Origin of the sequence: Streptomyces sp. NPDC001663 (assembly GCF_042893105.1) — a bacterium.
GTDB lineage: Bacteria > Actinomycetota > Actinomycetes > Streptomycetales > Streptomycetaceae > Streptomyces.
In genome coordinates this window covers 270662-288556 of record NZ_JBIAUR010000010.1, presented here as the reverse complement: position 1 = coordinate 288556, position 17895 = coordinate 270662, and the positions used below count along the sequence as shown (strand labels likewise).

General features: G+C 70.8%; 19 protein-coding genes. 13 read left to right on the top strand and 6 right to left on the bottom strand.

From position 1 onward, the window contains the following. Positions 1 to 2 precede the first annotated feature (2 nt). The 3 genes from ACFY1L_RS31480 to ACFY1L_RS31470 all read left to right on the top strand — a co-directional run bounded on the left by ACFY1L_RS31480 (position 3) and on the right by ACFY1L_RS31470 (position 1360). Positions 3 to 656: a HemK2/MTQ2 family protein methyltransferase gene (locus ACFY1L_RS31480; protein ID WP_388831588.1), complete on the top strand. Its 654-nt coding sequence runs from the start codon at positions 3 to 5 to the stop codon at positions 654 to 656. Further along, a complete protein-coding gene (locus ACFY1L_RS31475; RefSeq protein WP_388831586.1) occupies positions 637 to 834 on the top strand; it encodes a CDGSH iron-sulfur domain-containing protein in 198 nt (65 codons plus the stop codon). The genes ACFY1L_RS31480 and ACFY1L_RS31475 overlap by 20 nt, the downstream gene beginning before the upstream one ends. Positions 835 to 982: 148 nt before the next feature. Beyond that, a complete protein-coding gene (locus ACFY1L_RS31470) occupies positions 983 to 1360 on the top strand; it encodes an STAS domain-containing protein (protein WP_388831584.1) in 378 nt (125 codons plus the stop codon). Between the two features lie 139 nt (positions 1361 to 1499). On the opposite strand, the gene ACFY1L_RS31465 is transcribed toward ACFY1L_RS31470, so the two are convergent. Next, the gene (locus ACFY1L_RS31465; protein WP_388831582.1) at positions 1500 to 1934 is read right to left on the bottom strand and encodes a protease inhibitor; all 435 of its coding nucleotides are present in this window, start codon (positions 1932 to 1934) and stop codon (positions 1500 to 1502) included. A gap of 326 nt (positions 1935 to 2260) precedes the next feature. On the opposite strand from ACFY1L_RS31465, the gene ACFY1L_RS31460 reads away from it, so the two are divergent. From ACFY1L_RS31460 to ACFY1L_RS31440, 5 genes are all read left to right on the top strand, one after another. Further along, positions 2261 to 2812 (top strand): hypothetical protein, encoded by a 552-nt coding sequence (locus tag ACFY1L_RS31460; protein ID WP_388831580.1) that lies wholly within the window; start codon positions 2261 to 2263, stop codon positions 2810 to 2812. 269 nt (positions 2813 to 3081) lie between these two features. Next, positions 3082 to 4635 carry a purine-cytosine permease family protein gene (locus ACFY1L_RS31455; protein WP_388831886.1) on the top strand — a complete coding sequence of 518 codons (1554 nt, stop codon included), beginning with the start codon at positions 3082 to 3084 and terminating at the stop codon, positions 4633 to 4635. Then, entirely contained in the window at positions 4632 to 5327 is a 696-nt protein-coding gene (locus tag ACFY1L_RS31450) for an alpha/beta fold hydrolase (RefSeq protein ID WP_388831578.1), read from the top strand. The genes ACFY1L_RS31455 and ACFY1L_RS31450 overlap by 4 nt, the downstream gene beginning before the upstream one ends. Positions 5328 to 5400: 73 nt before the next feature. Next, on the top strand, positions 5401 to 6564 hold the full coding sequence (locus ACFY1L_RS31445) for a lactate 2-monooxygenase (protein WP_388831576.1): 1164 nt from the start codon (positions 5401 to 5403) through the stop codon (positions 6562 to 6564). A gap of 2 nt (positions 6565 to 6566) precedes the next feature. Further along, on the top strand, positions 6567 to 7547 hold the full coding sequence (locus ACFY1L_RS31440; protein ID WP_388831574.1) for a 2-hydroxyacid dehydrogenase: 981 nt from the start codon (positions 6567 to 6569) through the stop codon (positions 7545 to 7547). A 61-nt stretch (positions 7548 to 7608) separates the two neighbouring features. On the opposite strand, the gene ACFY1L_RS31435 is transcribed toward ACFY1L_RS31440, so the two are convergent. The 3 genes from ACFY1L_RS31435 to ACFY1L_RS31425 form a co-directional block, all read right to left on the bottom strand. Continuing rightward, entirely contained in the window at positions 7609 to 9216 is a 1608-nt protein-coding gene (locus ACFY1L_RS31435) for an RICIN domain-containing protein (protein WP_388831572.1), read from the bottom strand. Positions 9217 to 9663: 447 nt separating this feature from the next. Continuing rightward, complete coding sequence (locus ACFY1L_RS31430; protein ID WP_388831570.1) at positions 9664 to 10041, bottom strand: toxin Doc; 378 nt, start codon at positions 10039 to 10041, stop codon at positions 9664 to 9666. A 3-nt stretch (positions 10042 to 10044) separates the two neighbouring features. Further along, positions 10045 to 10290: a hypothetical protein gene (locus ACFY1L_RS31425; RefSeq protein WP_388831568.1), complete on the bottom strand. Its 246-nt coding sequence runs from the start codon at positions 10288 to 10290 to the stop codon at positions 10045 to 10047. Between the two features lie 146 nt (positions 10291 to 10436). On the opposite strand from ACFY1L_RS31425, the gene ACFY1L_RS31420 reads away from it, so the two are divergent. After that, on the top strand, positions 10437 to 10928 hold the full coding sequence (locus tag ACFY1L_RS31420; RefSeq protein WP_388831566.1) for a methylated-DNA--[protein]-cysteine S-methyltransferase: 492 nt from the start codon (positions 10437 to 10439) through the stop codon (positions 10926 to 10928). Positions 10929 to 10938: 10 nt separating this feature from the next. Then, positions 10939 to 11661 carry a 2OG-Fe(II) oxygenase gene (locus ACFY1L_RS31415; protein ID WP_388831564.1) on the top strand — a complete coding sequence of 241 codons (723 nt, stop codon included), beginning with the start codon at positions 10939 to 10941 and terminating at the stop codon, positions 11659 to 11661. Here ACFY1L_RS31415 and ACFY1L_RS31410 read toward each other — a convergent pair. Continuing rightward, positions 11658 to 12269, bottom strand: coding sequence for a hemerythrin domain-containing protein (locus ACFY1L_RS31410; RefSeq protein ID WP_388831562.1), 612 nt, complete (start codon positions 12267 to 12269; stop codon positions 11658 to 11660). The two genes, ACFY1L_RS31415 and ACFY1L_RS31410, sit on opposite strands and share 4 nt — an antisense overlap. Before the next feature lie 171 nt (positions 12270 to 12440). Between ACFY1L_RS31410 and sigJ the strand changes: the two genes are divergently transcribed. From sigJ to ACFY1L_RS31395, 3 genes are all read left to right on the top strand, one after another. Beyond that, complete coding sequence (gene sigJ, locus ACFY1L_RS31405) at positions 12441 to 13361, top strand: RNA polymerase sigma factor SigJ (RefSeq protein WP_388831560.1); 921 nt, start codon at positions 12441 to 12443, stop codon at positions 13359 to 13361. Continuing rightward, on the top strand, positions 13358 to 14827 hold the full coding sequence (locus ACFY1L_RS31400) for a cytochrome bc complex cytochrome b subunit (protein WP_388831558.1): 1470 nt from the start codon (positions 13358 to 13360) through the stop codon (positions 14825 to 14827). The genes sigJ and ACFY1L_RS31400 overlap by 4 nt, the downstream gene beginning before the upstream one ends. 105 nt (positions 14828 to 14932) lie before the next feature. Then, positions 14933 to 15433: a hypothetical protein gene (locus ACFY1L_RS31395; RefSeq protein ID WP_388831556.1), complete on the top strand. Its 501-nt coding sequence runs from the start codon at positions 14933 to 14935 to the stop codon at positions 15431 to 15433. Positions 15434 to 15439: 6 nt separating this feature from the next. Here ACFY1L_RS31395 and ACFY1L_RS31390 read toward each other — a convergent pair whose 3' ends face one another. Next, positions 15440 to 17683 carry a glycoside hydrolase family 9 protein gene (locus tag ACFY1L_RS31390; RefSeq protein WP_388831554.1) on the bottom strand — a complete coding sequence of 748 codons (2244 nt, stop codon included), beginning with the start codon at positions 17681 to 17683 and terminating at the stop codon, positions 15440 to 15442. Positions 17684 to 17895 lie beyond the last annotated feature (212 nt).

Sequence of the window (17895 nt, the reverse complement as noted above, 5' to 3'; positions counted from 1 at the left end):
GGGTGAATCCTCTGGCTCCGCCTGGCGTGTACACCCCGCAGGAGGACACCGACCTGCTGGCCGGCGCCCTCGGCGAGGAGGCGCTCGCCCCGGGCTCGGACGTCCTCGACGTGGGCACCGGATCCGGCACGCTGGCGCTCCAGGCGGCACGGCGCGGCAGCCGTGTGACGGCGGTGGACGTGTCGTGGCGCGCAGTGTACGCGGCACGCATGAACGCCCGGATGGCCGGACTGCCGCTGCGGATCCGGCACGGGAACCTGTTCGCGCCGGTGCGGGGCCAGTCCTTCGACCTGATCCTCTCCAACCCGCCCTATGTGCCGACGCCGCTCGACGGCGCCCGGCCGTCCGGGGCGGCCCGGGCCTGGGACGCGGGCGGCGACGGCCGGCTCGTCCTCGACCGGATCTGCCGCGAGGCCCCCGACCTGCTGCGCCCCGGCGGTGTCCTGCTGATGGTCCACTCCGCGCTCAGCGGTCCCGACCGGACGCTCGGCCACCTGCGTGCCGGCGGGCTGAAGGCGGCTGTGACACGGCGGCGCCGGATCGCGTTCGGTCCGGTGCTGCGGGAGCGGGCGGGCTGGCTGCGCGAGCGGGGCCTGCTGGGCTCCACCGACGAAAGGGAAGAGCTGGTGATCGTCCGTGCCGAAGTCCCCGTCTGACACTCCCCGCCGGATCAAGGTGCAGCGCCGGGGCCCGCTGATCGTGGAGGGCCCGGTGGAGGTGGAACTGGAGGACGGCACCACGGTCGCCTCCGACCGCTTCCGCGTCGCCCTGTGCACGTGCCGGCGCAGCCGCCGCTTTCCCTGGTGCGACACGAGTCACCGCGACCGCGCCTGAAGTCCCACCTGAACGAAAGTCAAGACTTCCTGCCGTAATTCACCAGGTCGGGTGAATCAGATCTTGCGCGCGGCGCGTCAGGGATGTTCCCCGGCGCGCCGGGGTAGCTACCGAGATCAAATGCGCCCCTTGCCGAGGTGGAGCGGACATGACGCCGGATGCGGAGCACCTCGCTTCGGAACCACCCGCGGCGAACGCTCACGCGCGAACACGGGCCGACGGCGGGTTCACCGTGGTCGAGGTCGCGGGCGAGATCGACCTGGCGACCGTGGAGTTCCTGGTGGAGCACCTGTACGCGGCGACCGCGCGGCCACAGCCGGACGTGCTGGTCGACCTGCGGTCGGTCGAGTTCTTCGACTGCTCCGGCCTGCGCGTCCTGTGCCGGGCCGAGTCGCGGGCCAGGGAGCGCGGCGGTCGTCTTCGGATCGTCTCCGACGGGCCGCGCATCCGCCGGTTACTGACCGGCGCGGGATTGCTGAACCGCTTTCCGCCCCTCCCCGAGCTTCCCGGGGAGGGGCGGCAGTGATGCCAAGGGTCGGCGGGCGGCCCCACTCCGCCCTGCCGACCCCTGGTGCGAGATCGCCGGGTACCCCGCGACAGGGGCTCGCACTCCCCATCTGCGGGCCTGCCCAGATGCGCACGGGGGACCGCGCGATCCCGGTCCCTCAGAACGTGAAGACGTTCATCCCGTAGGAGTTCTTCACGCACTCGTTGCCGAAGGTCCGCTCGTAGGAGACGCGCTTGCCCTGCCAGACGCCGTCGACCGTGACGACGACGGGGTCGTACTCCTTGGTGCACAAGACGTCGTCTCTCGCCGTCAGCGCCTCCAGGTTGCCGCCGGCGCCTCGCAGTTCGGCGCAGGCCAGGGCGGCCGCCGGGTGCGTGCCGGAGGCCGTCGGGGCGCAGCTGAGGGTGACCGCGCGTTGCGGGGTCGCGACGGCGGCGCTGTCGCCGCGACCGAGGGTGAGCACCAGGGCCGAGGGGGCGTAGAGGGAGGCCGGGGCGTTGGCCGGGCCTGCGAGGGCGGCTCCGGTCAGGGGTCCGCAGACGGCGGTGGCCGTGAGGGCGAGGGTGGTTGCCCAGCGCGCGGTGTTCCGCATTGTGTGCATCCTTCCGCAAGGATTCGAGGGTGTTGCCGGACCGTCTCGGGTTGGTGCCGGACCGGCGAGCGCGAGTCTGCCGAGTCCGCCGCGGAAACACACCTCGACCCCATGCGTTTCAGTAACCTTGTGTGTTGAATCAGTGGCGTGAAGTTACGGAGTTCGAACGCTCGAACCCCGGAACTGAGCGGAACTTGATCGCTCGAAGCAGCCAAGTGGCTGGTTTTCCCTGCTTCGTTAATAGGCCTGAAACATTCCGGTTGAGCTGTCGGCTGACTCCGCCGCACCCCCTTGTGTTCATGAGACGTGCGAGTAATCGTCATTACATGATTACGACAGAGCAACAAGAGAAGCTGCGCGGCTGGTTCGCGGGCCGACTGCCCGACGACCTCTTCGAGGAGCTGGTCGAACTCACGGTGGACCGCGAGGAGATCACCGTGATCGGCCGCATCCCCGAACCGCGGCTCGCCGAGGGCGCCTCGGACGCCGAGCGGGAGGCCGCGATACAGGGCCGGGTCCAGGAGTTCCGGGAGCGCACCCGGGAGGCGCGGATCGAGGTGGCCCGCGAGGCCGAGCACCGGTTCCGCCGGAAGGTCTCCTGGGGCGTGGTGTGCGGCGGCGAGCGCGCCCTGTTCACGCATGTCGCCGCGCCCGTGATGACCCGGCTGCGCCAGCCCGAGCGCCAGGTCCTCGACACCCTCATCGCCGGCGGTGTGGCCCGCAGCCGCAGCGACGCCCTCGCCTGGTGCGTGCGCCTCGTCCAGCGCCACACCGACGACTGGCTCACCGAGCTGCGGGAGTCGCTCGAACACGTCCAGCGGGTGCGGGCGCAGGGCCCGGACACCGAGCCGGAGGACGCCCCGACGGACGAGGAGTGATGGAGGATTCGTACACCCAAGTCACGAAAGATGGATGAACCGTCCTCTGGTGCGGGTCTTGCACCGCGCCGTACCGTCGGCAAACCCGCAAGAGGACGGCATCCGGTCCGCCCGCACACCCCCGCGACGACGACCGGCCGTCGACACCGCCACCGCGCCACCCCGCGCTCCACCGCCCTGTCCCCGCTGGAGCCCCCGTGTCCTCGCAGTCCCCGCAGTCCTCGCCGTCCGAGCGTCCTGCCCCCTCCCCCGCCACGCCGCCCCCGGCCCTGACCGAGGTCGAGGCGCACGGCGTCGAGCGGATTCCCGACGCCGACCGCACCGCGACCCCGCTCGACCTGTTCCGGCTCGCCTTCGGCGGCGCGAACACCTTCTCCACCTGTGTCCTGGGAGCCTTCCCGATCCTGTTCGGGCTCTCCTTCTGGCAGGGCCTCGCGGCCACTTTGCTCGGGGTCGTGGCGGGTGCGCTGATCCTGTGCCCGATGGCGGTGTTCGGCCCGGTCAACGGCACCAACAACGCGGTGTCCTCGTCCGCGCACCTGGGCGTGCACGGCCGTGTGGTCGGCTCGTTCCTGTCGCTGCTGACCGCGATCGCCTTCTTCTCCATCTCGGTGTGGAGCTCCGGCGACGCCCTGGTCGGTGGCGCGCACCGCCTGTTCGGCCTGGAACGCTCGAACCTCTCCTACGTCGTCGCGTACGCGCTGTTCGCCGGACTGGTCCTCGCGGTGTGCGTGTACGGCTTCCGGTTCATGCTGTTCGTCAACAAGGTCGCGGTGACCTCGGCGACGGTGCTGTTCCTGCTCGGTGCGATCGCCTTCGGCGGCGACTTCGACCCGTCGTACGCCGGTGTCTTCACGGAGTCGGCGGACGCGGCGACGCAGTCGCTGTTCTGGCCGTCGTTCATCGGCGCGGCGCTGATCGTGCTGTCGAACCCGGTGTCGTTCGGGGCGTTCCTGGGCGACTGGTCGCGCTACATCCCGGCGAGCACCCCGCGCCGCCGGGTGGTCGGTGCGGCCTTCCTGTCGCAGCTCGCGACGCTGCTGCCGTTCGTCTTCGGCCTGGCGACCGCGAGCATCATCGCCGCGAAGGCGCCCAAGTACGTCGACCCGGCGGCCCCCGACTTCGTGGGCGGGCTGCTCGCGATCTCGCCGACCTGGTACTTCCTGCCGGTGTGTCTGCTCGCGCTGATCGGCGGCATGTCGACGGGGACGACCTCGCTGTACGGCACCGGGCTCGACTTCTCGTCCGTGTTCCCCCGGCTGTCGCGGGTGCAGGCGACCGTGCTGGTCGGTGTGCTGTCGATCGCGTTCATCTTCATCGGCCGGTTCGGCCTGGACCTCGTGCAGTCGATCTCGACCTTCGCCACCATGATCATCACGTGCACCACGCCGTGGATGGTCGTGATGATGCTGGGCTTCTTCACCCGGCGCGGCTGGTACGACCCGGACGCGCTGCAGGTCTTCAACCGCCGTCAGCGCGGCGGCCGTTACTGGTTCGCGCACGGCTGGAACTGGCGGGGCATGACGGCGTGGTGGGTGTCCGCGGTCGTCGGCGTGCTGTTCACCAACATCCCCGGCCAGTTCGTCGGCCCGCTGGGCGATCTCGCGAACGGCGTCGACATCAGCCTGCCGCTGTCGCTGGTCGTGGCAGCGGTGCTGTTCCTGACGCTGCTGCGGCTGTTCCCGGAGCCGCGGGCGGTCTACGGGCCCGAGGGTGCGCGCCTTGCCCGTACCGTCGAGGTGCCGGTGCCGCCGATCACGGGACCGGGCGCGGGAGTTGACGAGGGGGCGTTGTCGGACCCGTCCGCTACGTTGCGGGCATGACTCATTTCGTGTTGGTCGCCGGTGCGTGGCTGGGTGCGTGGGCGTGGGACGAGGTGGCCGCGGAACTGCGCACCGCCGGGGACGACGCCCATGCCCTGACGCTGTCCGGACTGGCCGAGAAGAGAGCACTGCCCGCGGTGCAGCAGACGCACGTCCAGGACATCGTCGACGAGGTGGAGCGCCTCGGCCTGCGGGAGGTCGTGCTGGTCGGGCACAGCTACTCCGGCATCCCGGTCGGACAGGCGGCGGAGCGGCTCGGCGACCGGCTCGGAAGGGTCGTGTACGTCGACGCGAACGTGCCCTTCGACGGGGAGTCCTTCCTGTCCGGCTGGCCCAGCGATCACGTGCGCAGATCGATCGACGACCACGACGGGTTCTGGCCGCCGCTGGAGGCGGACGACTACGCGGGGCAGGGCCTGACCGACGAGCAGATCGCCCGCATCGTGTCCGACGGCACCCCGCACCCCGGGGCCACGCTGACCGAACCGGCCCTGCTGAAGGGCTCGCCCGCTGACCTGCCCGCGACGTACGTCAAGTGCCTGCTGGACGGGGACGCGCCGCCGCCCGCCGTGGCCGAGCTGCTCAAGGGCGGGTTGTGGCAGCTGGTGGAGCTGAACACCGGCCACTGGCCGATGTTCTCGCAGCCGCGCGAACTGGCCCGTGTCCTGCGCGAGTCGGTGGGATCCCGCTGACTCCTCCTTGACCTACCCGCCGGTATGGTCGGCCTGCAGGGGCGTTCTCAGCGACGAGAGGCGGGGCGTGTCCATGGCCAAGCACTGGGCGGACTTCCAGTACGAGATCTATCTCAACGGGATGTCGGGCGCCGTACCGCGGCTGCCCACCGATCTGACCCGGCTGGAGCAGCTGACCGAGCAGCGCCTCGGCGCCGGCCCGGTCGGCTATGTGACGGGCAGCGCGGGCGACGGCAGCACCGCACGCGCGAACCGGGCGGCGCTCGAGCGGCGCCGGATCGTGCCGCGGATGCTGCGGGGCGTGCACGAGCGGGACCTGTCGGTCCAGGTACTGGGCCGCGCGCTGCCCGCCCCGCTGGGCCTGGCGCCAGTCGGCGTGCTGTCGATCATGCACCCGGACGCCGAGTCCGCGGCCGCCCGGGCCGCCGCCGCGCAGGGCGTGCCGTACCTCCTGTCCTCGGCCTCCAGCACGCCGATGGAGCAGGTCGCCCAGGCGATGGGGGACGCCGAGCGCTGGTTCCAGCTGTACTGGCCGAAGGACGTCGAGGTGGCCCGGAGCTTCCTCAACCGGGCGAAGGCGGCCGGGTTCACGGCGCTGGTCGTCACGCTCGACACGCCGATGCTCGCCTGGCGGCCGCGCGATCTCGACCAGGCCTATCTGCCGTTCCTGCACGGTGTGGGCACCGCCAACTATCTCTCCGACCCGGCCTTCCAGGCGGGCCTCGCCAAGCCGGCGGCCGAGGACCCGAACGCCGCGGTGATGCACTTCCTCGGCATGTTCGCGGACCCCGCGAAGACCTGGCCGGACCTGGCGTTCCTGCGGGAGAACTGGGACGGCCCGATCGTCCTGAAGGGCATCCAGCACCCTGACGACGCCCGCCTCGCCGCCGACGCCGGGATGGACGGCGTGGTCGTCTCCAATCACGGCGGCCGTCAGGTGGCCGGTTCCGTGGGCGCCGCGGACGCACTCCCCCGCGTCGCCGAGGCGGTCGGCGACCGGCTGACCGTGCTGTTCGACAGCGGTGTCCGCACCGGCGCCGACGTCTTCAAGGCGCTCGCGCTCGGCGCGCAGGCGGTGCTCGTGGGGCGGCCGTACGTCTACGGGCTCGGCCTCGACGGACAGGCCGGCGTCGAGCACGTGATCCGCTGTCTGCTGGCCGAGTTCGATCTGACCCTCGCCCTGTCCGGACACGCCACGCCCGCCACGATCGGCCCCGCCGACCTCATCGAGGACTGAGCATGACCACTGCCCCGAAGAACGTTCTCGCCGTCATCGCCCCGCACGTCGGCGGCCGCGCCGCAGGGGCCGGACTCGCCACGCTCTTCCCCGGCGAGGCCAACGTCACCGTCGTGGAAGCGGCAGACGAGAACCGGGACGCGCTGCGCGAGGCGCATGTGATCATCACCGCGCTCGCTCCGGTGACCGCCCAACACCTCGCCGCCGCACCGGAGTTGAAGCTGGTGCAGTGCGCGAGCCACGGCTTCGAGTACGTCGACGTGGACGCGGCGCGTGCCCAGGAGGTGCAGGTGGCCAACATCGGCTCCAGCGGCGCCGAGTCGCAGAACGTGGCCGAGCAGACCTTCGCGCTCATGCTCGCGCTCGCCAAACAGCTGATCCCCGCGCACACCGCGCTCGTGGAGGTGGACTGGGCACTCCCCCGCCTCCAGCGCTCCCTGACCGAGCTGTCCGGCAAGACGCTCGGCATCGTCGGACTCGGTCAGATCGGGCAGGAAGTCGCCCGCCGCGCGGCCGCTTTCGACATGAGCATCGTCTACACCGGCCGCCGACGGCTGCCCGAGGAGACGGAAGCACGGTTCGGCGGAGCCCGGCACGTCCCGCTCGACGAACTGCTGCGCACCGCCGACTACGTCTCGCTGCACGCGCCGCTCACCGACGAGACCCGGAATCTGCTGAACGCCGAGCGGCTCGCGCTGCTCAAGCCCACGGCGTTCGTGATCAACACGGCACGGGGCGCGATGATCGACCAGGACGCCCTCGCGGACGCGCTGGAGAAGGGCACCCTGGCCGGGGCGGGCGTCGACGTCTTCGACCCCGAGCCGCCCACCCCGGCCCTGCGCCTGCTCAAGGCACCGAACGTGGTGCTCTCGCCGCACGTCGGCGGGGTCACCCGCGAGACGCTGATCCGCATTGCGCTGGCCGCCGTGCAGAACGTGGCGGACTTCCTGGCGGGCGGGCAGCCGCGGGACGTCGTTAGCTGAACCATGGCCTGTCCGGCGGACCGGCTCGGCAGCCGACCTGATCCGCCGGACCGGCCCTGCCTCAGGTTGCCTGCTCCGACAACCGCACGGAACGCGCGGCCGGGGTCTCCGTCCCTGTGACCGACAGCGAGCCCGGGGTGGCCGATGCGGCCGGGTCGGCCAGCCAGCGCTGTGCCGCGGAGCGGTCGCGGACCTTGACGACGATGTCGGCGCCCGGCTCGTCGCCGGTGGTAGCGAGGGCGAGCTGCTCGTCCCAGCGGGGCAGCAACTCCCCCTGCACGGTGAGGTCGTAGCGGACGTCGTCGCCACGCTTGGCCTTCTCCCCGGCGCACTTGCCGAGGACGACCACACCGGCGTCCACGTGCGAGTCCAGGCACAGACCGGAGTCGGCCTCGCTGCGCACCAGCCCGTCGCTCTCGTACGACCACTGCTGGGTCCGGGAGTTGGAGCATGCCGCCAGTTCGGTGCCGGCGCCGGCCTTCACCTTGCCCTTGATGTCGAGGCACAGGTCGGCAGCGGCGTTGCGCAGCCTCGACTGCCCGGGCGCCCTGGGGAGTTGGGCGGTACCGGGCGAGGACTGGGAGCCGACGCCCGGTGTCGCGCCGTCACTCGCGCTGGTCGAGGCGGCCGGGTCGACGCCGTCGTCCTGGGACCACAGGCCGGCGACGACGAACGTGGCGATCAGCCCGGCGGAGGCGACGCCCACCCCGGTCAGCAGCGCCCGCGAGTTCCGCGGCGCCCCCGGCGGCCGGCGGCCGGGCAGGGCAATGCGGGGCAGGATGCGCGGGCGGCCGCCGCCGTGCCGGGAGGAGCTCCGGGTGCGCGTCGGCCCGCTCGCACGGCCCGGGCGGGATTCGAGATAGCGGCGGGCGCCCCAGCCGAGCACCGCTTCGGCGAGGAGCATCCCCAACCCGCCCTCGAAATGGCTCAGTTGTTCGGCGGCGAAACGGCAGTAGCGGCACTGGGCCAGATGTTGCTGGACATCCGGCAGCAGCGCCCCGCCCCGGCGAATCGGAACATCAAGGAGGCGGTTGTAGAACCGGCAATCCTTGGTCGGTGCGAGTTCCCGATGAGCATGTACACAACCCTCGCGGAATTTTTCACGCGCCTGTTCGAGCGCGGCCGACGCGGTGTCGGTATCCATGCCGAGCAGACCGGCGGGAACGGATATCGACTCCGCCTCGACCTCGGTGTGCCACAGCAAACACCGCGCAAGTCCGGGAAGGCCCTGGAATGAACGCTCGGCCAGCTTGCGGTTTTCGGGCGTCATGGACTTCGCCGTACGCATACCGCGGCCGCCGGAGGGTTTCTCCAGCTCCGGCAGAACACTCGATATTCGGTCCTCCGCGGACCACACCCGGACCGTCTCCCGGACGGCCACCAGGAGCCGGGGCCGCAGCGCGAGGGCCGGCTCGCCCAGCGCCAGCCGGTCGAGGACCTGGTGGAACGCGGCCGCCGTCACCATGGAGGCGACGTCGGCCGGGGAGGCGAGGCAGATGCCCGCGTAGTCGCGGGCCGGCTGCCAGTGCCGCGCCATGAGCAGCGCGACGGAATGAGCGATCTCGCCGTCGGGACGACCCCGGAGCCGGGCGGCGACGTTCTCGTCGGATTCTCCGGGAACCCCGCCGGGCGGCGGGTAAGGAGGACGAGGGGGGTGGGGGGTGGGCACTGAGCGGATTCCTTCCCACGCACATGGCACAAATCAGGAGGGCGTGAATTCAGGTACGTCCATCCGACCCGGATCCCCATAGGGCGAACGACACCCGGCCATTACACCCCCCGCACGGGTAGTTCACCCTTGCACAACACACTCATGACCAACAAGGCACTTGGGCAACATCCGCCTCTTTGAAACTTGGTCAGAAACGCCGGCAACTCGCCTCACCCGCAGGACCTTTCGCCATTCCATGCGCCCCGTGTGAAACAGGCGCACGCGCCGGAGCACCGCGCACGCTCCCGGCGTGCACCACCCCGTAGTGCACTGGGTACCGGCCCTTCTCGGAGGCCACGCGCAGGACGGCGGCTCTCCTGCGCCTCACGGGCCGCCGACCTTGTTCCTCCCGCCCTCGGTCGGCGGCCCCGAGGGCGGGTCGGCGAGCACCGGAGACGAGGGCTCTCAGATCTGCCAGGAGCGCAGCCGGTCGGCGGCGCCGTAGACGTCGGTCTTGCCGGAGATCAGGTCGCGGGCGAGGTCGACGAGGGCGCCGTAGGGCGGGTCGATGCCGACGTCGCTGACGAACATGTACGCCATGGCGGTCGCGCAGGCGAACCGGGCGTTGGCCGCCGGCAGGGGCTTGAGCAGGGCGAGGGTGTGCAGCAGGGCGGCGGCCCGCCAGGCCGGGTCGGAGTCCACGCCCAGGCGGGGCGGGTCCACGCGATGGCGGGCTACGGCGGCGACCAGCGCCGAGAAGTCGTTGATGGTGGGCTGCTCCGGCAGGACCTCTTCGTGGCGCTGCAGCAGCCAGGGCACGTCGATATGGATGACGGGTGCCATCGGTCAGGCGACCCGCCCCTCGGCGCCGTGTGCTGGTTCGTCCTCGGGGAAGGCGGCCGCGAACTCGTCGGCGTGGGACGCGAAGAAGCGGCGGAACGCCTCCGCGCCCTCCTGCAGCGCACGGTGCCGGGCTATGTCGGCCGCCGCGGCCTCGCGCACGAGCGCCTTCATCGACGTACCGCGTTCCTTGGCGATCTGCCGCAGGTCCTCGAGCTCGCGGTCGCTGAACTCCACATTCAGAGCTGGCATGCCTTCACGGTACCGCCGAGGTACTTACTCGTAAATACCTGCTGGTCACAGCAGCTTTTCTACGGTACCGGCCAGCGCTCGCCCGGGCCGAGGACCATGTCCGATTCCCGCCGGTTCCGGCCGCCGCGGCGCAGCAGACTTGAGCCATGACGACGTACACGAAGATCAACAGCCCTGCCGGCGAACTGCTTCTGGTGGGCGAGGGGACGATGCTCACCTCGCTCTCCATGCCGGCGCAGCGCAACGCGCCAATCGTCCGTCCCGAATGGCGCCGCGACGACGAGGCGTTCACCGCGGCGGCCCGCCAGCTGTCCGCCTACTTCGCGGGCCGGCCCACCCGCTTCGAGCTCGAACTCGCCCCGGACGGGACGGAGTTCCAGCAGCGCGTATGGCGGGCGCTCGACGAGATCCCGTACGGCAGCACGACGACGTACGGGGAACTCGCCCGGCGGCTGGACGTGCCGCGCGCCGAGATCCGGGCCGTGGGTGCGGCGATCGGCGCCAACCCGCTGCTGATCGTCCGCCCGTGCCACCGCGTGATCGGCGCCGACGGTTCGATGCGCGGGTACGCGGGCGGTGTCGAGCGCAAGGTACGGCTGCTCACGCACGAGGGTGCGCTGCAGCCGATGCTGGTGTGAGGGAGCCGTCGTGACTCTCACCTCCGCCCAGGCCCGCAAGCGGGTCGCCGAGACCGACTGGCCGGCGCTCGCCGCCGAGCTGGACCTGCTCGGCAGCGCGCCGACGGGGCGGCTGCTGACACCCGCCGAGTGCCGCGACCTGGCCGCGCTGTACGAGAAGCCGGAGCTGTTCCGGACCACGGTGGACATGGCACGGCACCGCTTCGGATCCGGCGAGTACCGGTACTTCACCCACGATCTGCCGGCCCCGGTGGCCGCCCTGCGCGCCGCCCTGTATCCGCGCCTGCTGCCGGTCGCCCGCGACTGGGCGGCCCGGCTCGGCCGTCCGGCGCCCTGGCCGGACTCCCTGGAGGAGTGGCTGGAGCGGTGTCATGCGGCCGGGCAGGACCGCTCGGCGCAGATCCTGCTGCACTACACCGAGGGCGACTGGAACGCCCTGCACCGCGACGTGTTCGGCAACATGGTCTTCCCGCTCCAGGTGGTCGTGGGCCTCGACGAGTACGGCAGCGACTACACCGGCGGCGAGTTCCTGATGGTCGAGCAGCGGCCCAGGGCCCAGTCCCGGGGCACCGCGACCGCGCTGCGGCAGGGCCACGGCCTGGTGTTCACCACCCGGGACCGGCCGGTGCGCACCAGGCGCGGCTGGTCGGACGGAGCGATGCGGCACGGGGTGAGCACCGTGCGCTCCGGCCGCAGGCATGCGCTGGGCATCGTCTTCCACGACGCGTCCTAGGCGCCCGCCCAGATTCCCCGGCGGCGGTAACTCGCCTGCCAGAACAGGCGGTTGAGGACACGGACGGGCGGCGGCATGGCGCCCAGGAAAGCCGCACGGTCCGCCGCCGGGGCGCCGTCGACGATCCACGGCACGAACACCGAGGCACCGCGCAGGCCTTGGACCTCGCGCATGCGGCCGGTGAAAGCGCCCCAGTCGGCCGCCGTGAGGACCTCCTGCATCAGTGGCAGGGCGCTGTCCTCCTCGTGCTTGAGGTGGTCGTCGAGGGTTGCCGTCAACGCCCGTACGAGATCGGGCAGTTCGGGTGCCCGGTCGGCCAGTGCGGTGTCGACGGCGTCGAGCAGCGGGTCGATACGGGAGTGCTCGGCCTCCATGTCGTCGAGCAGGGCGAGATCGCGGGGACGCCCGGCGACGCGCTCGCGCACCCGAGGCCACAGATCGCTGTCCTCGGCGGTGTGGTGGATGTGCAGCTGGCGCTTGAAGTTCTCCCAGCCGTCCCGGACCCCGGGCGTGTCCGCCCGGCCGTCGGCGACGGCCCGCGCGAGGCGCTCCAGGTCGCGCCGGAAGGCGTCGTGCGATGCGTACATGGCGGTGAAGTCGATGCTCATCGGATTGCTCGTCTCCTTGCGTCGGTCTCGCGTTCAAGAGGCCGGCGCGGACGACGAGTGTGACACGACCACGCTTCCCTGAGAGCTACGTCACATTTCGCCCACCCGGTGTCACATTCGCACCCCTTGGAGGCCTCGAAGCTTTGAGCGCGGCACCGGGGAGGCCCACACATGACGGAAAGCTCGGCAAGTCCTGTCGCCGACGAGGCGACCGATGTCTTCATGGACCATCGGCAGCTGCTGTTCGGCCTCGTCTACAACATGCTCGGCAGCGTCTCCGACACCGAGGACGTGCTGCAGGAGACCTGGCTGTCGTGGACCGGCCGCGGCACCGGCGGGATCACCAACCCCCGTGCATATCTGGTCCGTGTCGCCGTCAACCACGCGCTGCAGCGCCGGGCCGCGATCAGCCGCCGCCGTGAGACGTACGTCGGCCCGTGGCTGCCCGAGCCGCTGGTGGCGGACGACGTCGGCGCCGAGGACCCGGCGCTGCGCCACGAGTCCGTTTCGCTGGCGATGCTGGTGGTCCTGGAGTCGCTGACCCCGTTGGAACGCGCGGTGTTCGTCCTGAACGAGGTCTTCGGGTACGCCCACACGGAGATCGCGGAGATCATCGACCGCACCCCGGCGGCCGTACGGCAGCTCGCGCATCGCGCGCGGGCCCATGTGCACGCGCGGCGGCCGCTGTACCAGGCGCATCCGCGGGTGCGGCGGGAGGCGACGGAGCGGTTCGTGCGGGCGGCGCTCGGCGGGGACATCGCCGCGCTGATGGAGATCCTCGCGCCGGACGTCACGGTGTGGACGGACGGCGGCGGCAAGCGCAGGCCGGCCGGGCTGCGTCCCGTGCACGGCCGGGACAAGGCGGCCCGCCTCATCACCTCGTACGCGGCCCGGCGCGGCGCGCAGGTCATGGACCTGCACTACCGCCGCGTCAACGGCGACGACGCGGCCGTGCTGTTCGAGGGCGACTCCCCGTACGCCGTGATGGTCATGGACCTCACGCCGGAGGGCGACCGGGTGTCCGACGTCTACATCGTCACCAATCCCGACAAGCTCACGCATGTGCACAAGGACGAGGAGGAGGCGAAGTGACCGCCACGCAGACGCCCGGACGGGGCGAGCGTGTCGCCGACTGGCTCGACGGCCGCCTGGGCATCCACACGCTCGGCAGGAAGTACCTGCGCAAGGTCTTCCCCGACCACTGGTCGTTCCTGCTCGGCGAGATCTGCCTGTACAGCTTCGTCGTGCTGATCCTGACCGGCGTCTATCTCACCCTGTTCTTCCATCCGTCGATGAACGAGGTGACGTACCACGGCAGTTACATCCCGCTCAACGGCGTGCGGATGTCCGAGGCGTACGCCTCCACGCTCGACATCAGCTTCGACGTGCGCGGCGGGCTGCTGATCCGGCAGCTGCACCACTGGGCGGCGCTGGTGTTCGTCGCCGGGATGGTGACGCACATGATGCGGCACTTCTTCACCGGTTCGTTCCGCAAGCCCCGTGAGATCAACTGGCTGTTCGGCTGGACGCTGCTGTTCCTCGGCCTGTTCGAGGGCCTGTTCGGCTACTCGCTGCCGGACGACCTGCTGTCGGGGACGGGCCTGCGCTTCGTCAACGGCGCCCTGCTGTCGGTCCCGATCGTCGGAACGTACCTCTCGATGTTCCTGTTCGGCGGCGAGTTCCCCGGCCACGACATCGTGGCTCGCTTCTACTCGCTGCACATCCTGGTGATCCCCGGCATCATGGCCGCGCTCGTCGTGGCGCACCTCGTCCTGGTCGTGTACCACAAGCACACCCAGTTCGCGGGGCCGGGGCGGACCGAACGCAACGTCATAGGCACCCCGTTCATGCCGGTGTACCTGGCGAAGGCGGGCGGCTTCTTCTTCCTGGTCTTCGGCGCCCTGAGCCTGATCGCGGCCGTGGCGACGATCAACCCGGTCTGGGTGTACGGCCCCTTCCGCCCCGACCAGGTCTCCACGGGCGCCCAGCCCGACTGGTACCTGGGCTTCGCGGAGGGCCTGGTCCGTGTGATGCCGGGCTGGGAGATCACGCTGTGGGGCCACACGCTCGTCCTCGGCGTGCTGATACCGATCGTGGTCTTCCCGCTGCTGCTGGTCTTCATCGGCGTCTACCCGTTCCTGGAGTCCCGGGTGACGGGCGACAAACGCGAACACCACCTCCTGGACCGGCCCCGCAACCGCCCGAACCGCACGGCGATCGGCGCGGCCTGGATCAGCCTCTACCTGATCCTGCTGGCGGGCGGCGGCAACGACATCGTCGCCACCCGCCTCCACCTGTCGATCAACACGGTCACCTGGACGGTCCGTGTCGCGGTCTTCGTCCTGCCTGCGATCGTCTTCGTCGTCACCCGCCGCATCTGTCTCGGCCTCCAACTCCGGGATCGGGAACTGGTGTTGCACGGCCGGGAGACCGGCCTGATCAAGCGGCTGCCGCACGGCGAGTACGTCGAGGTGCACCAGCCGCTCAGCCAGGCCGAATTGCACACCCTGACCGCGCACGACCGGCCCCGGGAACTCGTGGAGCACGAGCAGAAGTGACGCGGCGAGGGGGTGCAACCGCCACCGGGTCCGGGCCGTCTCACACACCGACACCCGGGCGGCGTACCGGCGTTCGCCCGTCGGCACCGTTTGGGGGAGGCACCGATGACCATGGTCGGGCTGTTCTGGTTCACTGATGACTGTGTGTACGTGGGAGCCGAGGCCGTCGGTACCGCGTCCGGCGTCAGGCTGACGGGGGACGGCGTCGAGACTCTAGGGCTCGAGCATGGCTCGTCCTGGAGCTGGGAGAAGGTGCGGCGGATCGAGGCCGCCGACGTGGCCGTGCGCTCCGCCGGACGGCGGCTGGCCTCCATGGCCCTGGACTCGGTGGTCGTGCTGGTGACCGGTGACGGCGTACTTCCGCCGGCCTTCACCGTGCGGGTGGACACCGTCGACGGCACCGAGGAGGTGAGCGTCTACTCCCCTGCCGTCGGCGGCATCTACACGCCGGTCGAGTACGACCTCTCCCGCGCTGTTCTGGAACGGCTCACCGACCGTGTCTCGACGATCGGTGAGCTGCTCGCCTGGGGCCGCGATCACGCCGCGGACGGCACCCCGCGCCGCGAGGAGCGCGAGGCGCTGCTGCGCAGGTGGGCCGGAGCGTAGGGGCCCTCAGCCCTGATCGGCCACGAAGGACGACATCCGGGCCAGGGCCGCGTTCCAGTTGATCGCGGTCTCGTTGGTCGACCAGGACTGGATGTCGTCGATGTAGCAGAACTGGCCGACGCAGCCCTGGAGTTTGCTCTGTGCGTAGGGGTCCTGGATGGAGGAGTTCGGCCCGCCCGCCAGTGTGCCGCTCGGCGGATTGGGGAGGTTCGGGTCGAGCTCGTGGGCGTACCAACGGCTGTGCTGGTTGTGCGAGTTGACCTCGCCGTAGCCGGTCACATAGGAGATGTTCAGCGCGTTGCGGCCGAGGATGTAGTCCATGCTCTGCACCGCGCCGTCCCGGTACTTCGAGGCGCCCGTGATGTCGTACGCCGTCGCGAGGACGACCGCGTTGTTGAGGATCTGGTGGCTGGAGCCCCAGTCGTAGACGTTGTCGGCGGGCGCGTACGGCATACCGTAGGGCTGTGCCTGCAGTGTGGCCAGGTAGCGGTCGGCGCCCTTGACGACCGAGTGGCGCAGGCTGTCCCGGCCGGGCAGCCGGCTAGGCACGGTGGCCAGGTCGAGGCGGCCCGCCGCGGCGGTCCTTCCCCAGTCGAATCCGAGACTGCCGAATATGTCGGCCGTGTTCACAGGGGAGTTGAGGACGTAGTCCGCGAACTGCTTCTCCCCGGTGGTGAGATACAGCTCCGCCGCCGCCCAGTAGAACTCGTCGGTCGCGTTGGTGTCGTCGTAGGTGCCGCCTCCGGTGCCGTCAGCGGCAGAGGCGTACATCTCGGGGTGGGCGAGGGCGGCCGTCCAGGCCTTGCGGGCGGCCGTGAGCGCCTTGGCCGCGAAGGCACGGTCGTAGGGCCGGTACAGGCGGGCCGCCTGGGCCGCGGTCGCCGCCAGGTTGAGGGTCGCCTGGGTGGACGGCGGGTGCAGTTCGCGCTTCTGGGGGTCGTCGCTGGGCAGCAGGGGCAGGCCGGTCCACTGCTCGTCGTGGATCTTGTGGTGGGCCATGCCGGCCAGCGGCTGCCCGTCCGGCACCTGCATCTTCAGCAGGAACTCCAGCTCCCAGCGGGCCTCGTCGAGGATGTCGGGCATCTTGTTGCCGCTCTCCGGGATGGCCAGGGTGCCGTCGCGCAGCTTCTCCGACTCCCCGGTGCGGGCGAGCAGTTCGCGCTCGTAGGTGCTCAGCACCTCCCAGGTGGCGATGCCGCCGTTGACGACGTACTTGCCGTGGTCGCCCGCGTCGTACCAGCCGCCGGTGACGTCCAGGGTGTAGTCGCACACGCCGGGCTGGCAGGGGACGTTGGCATCGCCCTGGTTCGGCGCCACGTTGAGGTGCCCGGCGGCGCGGCCGTACCCGGGCCGCAGGTCGTCGCGGATCGCGATGCCGCTGCGCTGCGTGTAGTAGTACTTCACCGAGTCGAGCCGCAGTTGCTCGTAGGCGCTCGTGCCGATGTCGAACGGCCGGCTGCTCTCCCCGTCGGCGACCAGCGTGAAGCCCCTGCCCGGCTTGCGGAAGGCACCGAAGTCGACCGAGTGGACGTTCTGCCCCGAGGAGACGTCGACCCCGCGCGGCACGGTCCAGCCGTGGGCGACCGTCGCGCCGCCCGAATTCCTCAGCTGCCAGGGCAACTTGGCGGTGGCGTCGGTGACCAGCGTGGCGTTCTTCGGGCCGGAGGGCAGATAGGCGACCTGGTTGACCCGCACCCGCGGCCCGGTGTCCGGCTCGTACACCTCCGGCGGGACACCGCCCAGCAGCGAGGCGTCGTCCATGCAGAACCGCCAGGCGTCCGCGCTGCCGCCGGCCTGGAAGGCGACCTGGCCCTGGGTGGTGTCGACGGGCGAGGTGAACGTGTAGGAGTACGTGTTCCCGGAGACGCTCAGCTGCGGGCTCACCTCGAAGTAGGTGTCGTACGGCGCCACTTGGAGCCCCACGACGGCCCGTACGACATGCCCTTCGGGCGAACCGGACGCCTTGAAGCTGAACTTGTAGGACTCCCCCTTCACCAGGGTGACGTCGTTCTGGCCGACGGCCGCGTCCCAGCGGTTGGTGGTGCCGCCCGGTACGGCGGCGCAGAGCTGCCCGTCGGACAGGCCCGTGGTGACATTGGCGGTCGTCCACCAGGGGTCGGTGGTGGTGTCGAAGGTGCCGTTCTTGAGCTGCTCGACCTCGTCGGCGGTGGCCGGGCCGGCCGGCAGCGCGGTGAGGGCGGCCCCCAACAGGGCCGTCAGGGTCAGCAGGACGGTTCTGCGTCGTTTCACGTCTGGGCTCCTCGGGCGGAGGTACGGGTGACGCTGCCCAACACGGTGGGAGCGCTCCCAGATGCGGACGCAGCTCATGCTTGTTCGCGCCATGACAGTCCGTCAACGGTTCGGACAGGAACAGTGGGTAGACGGCGCGGCCGGGGTCGGGTGGAACAAAAGGGGTCCCCGGCCGGTGGTGGCACCGGCCAGGGACCCGTTGGTGGAATCAG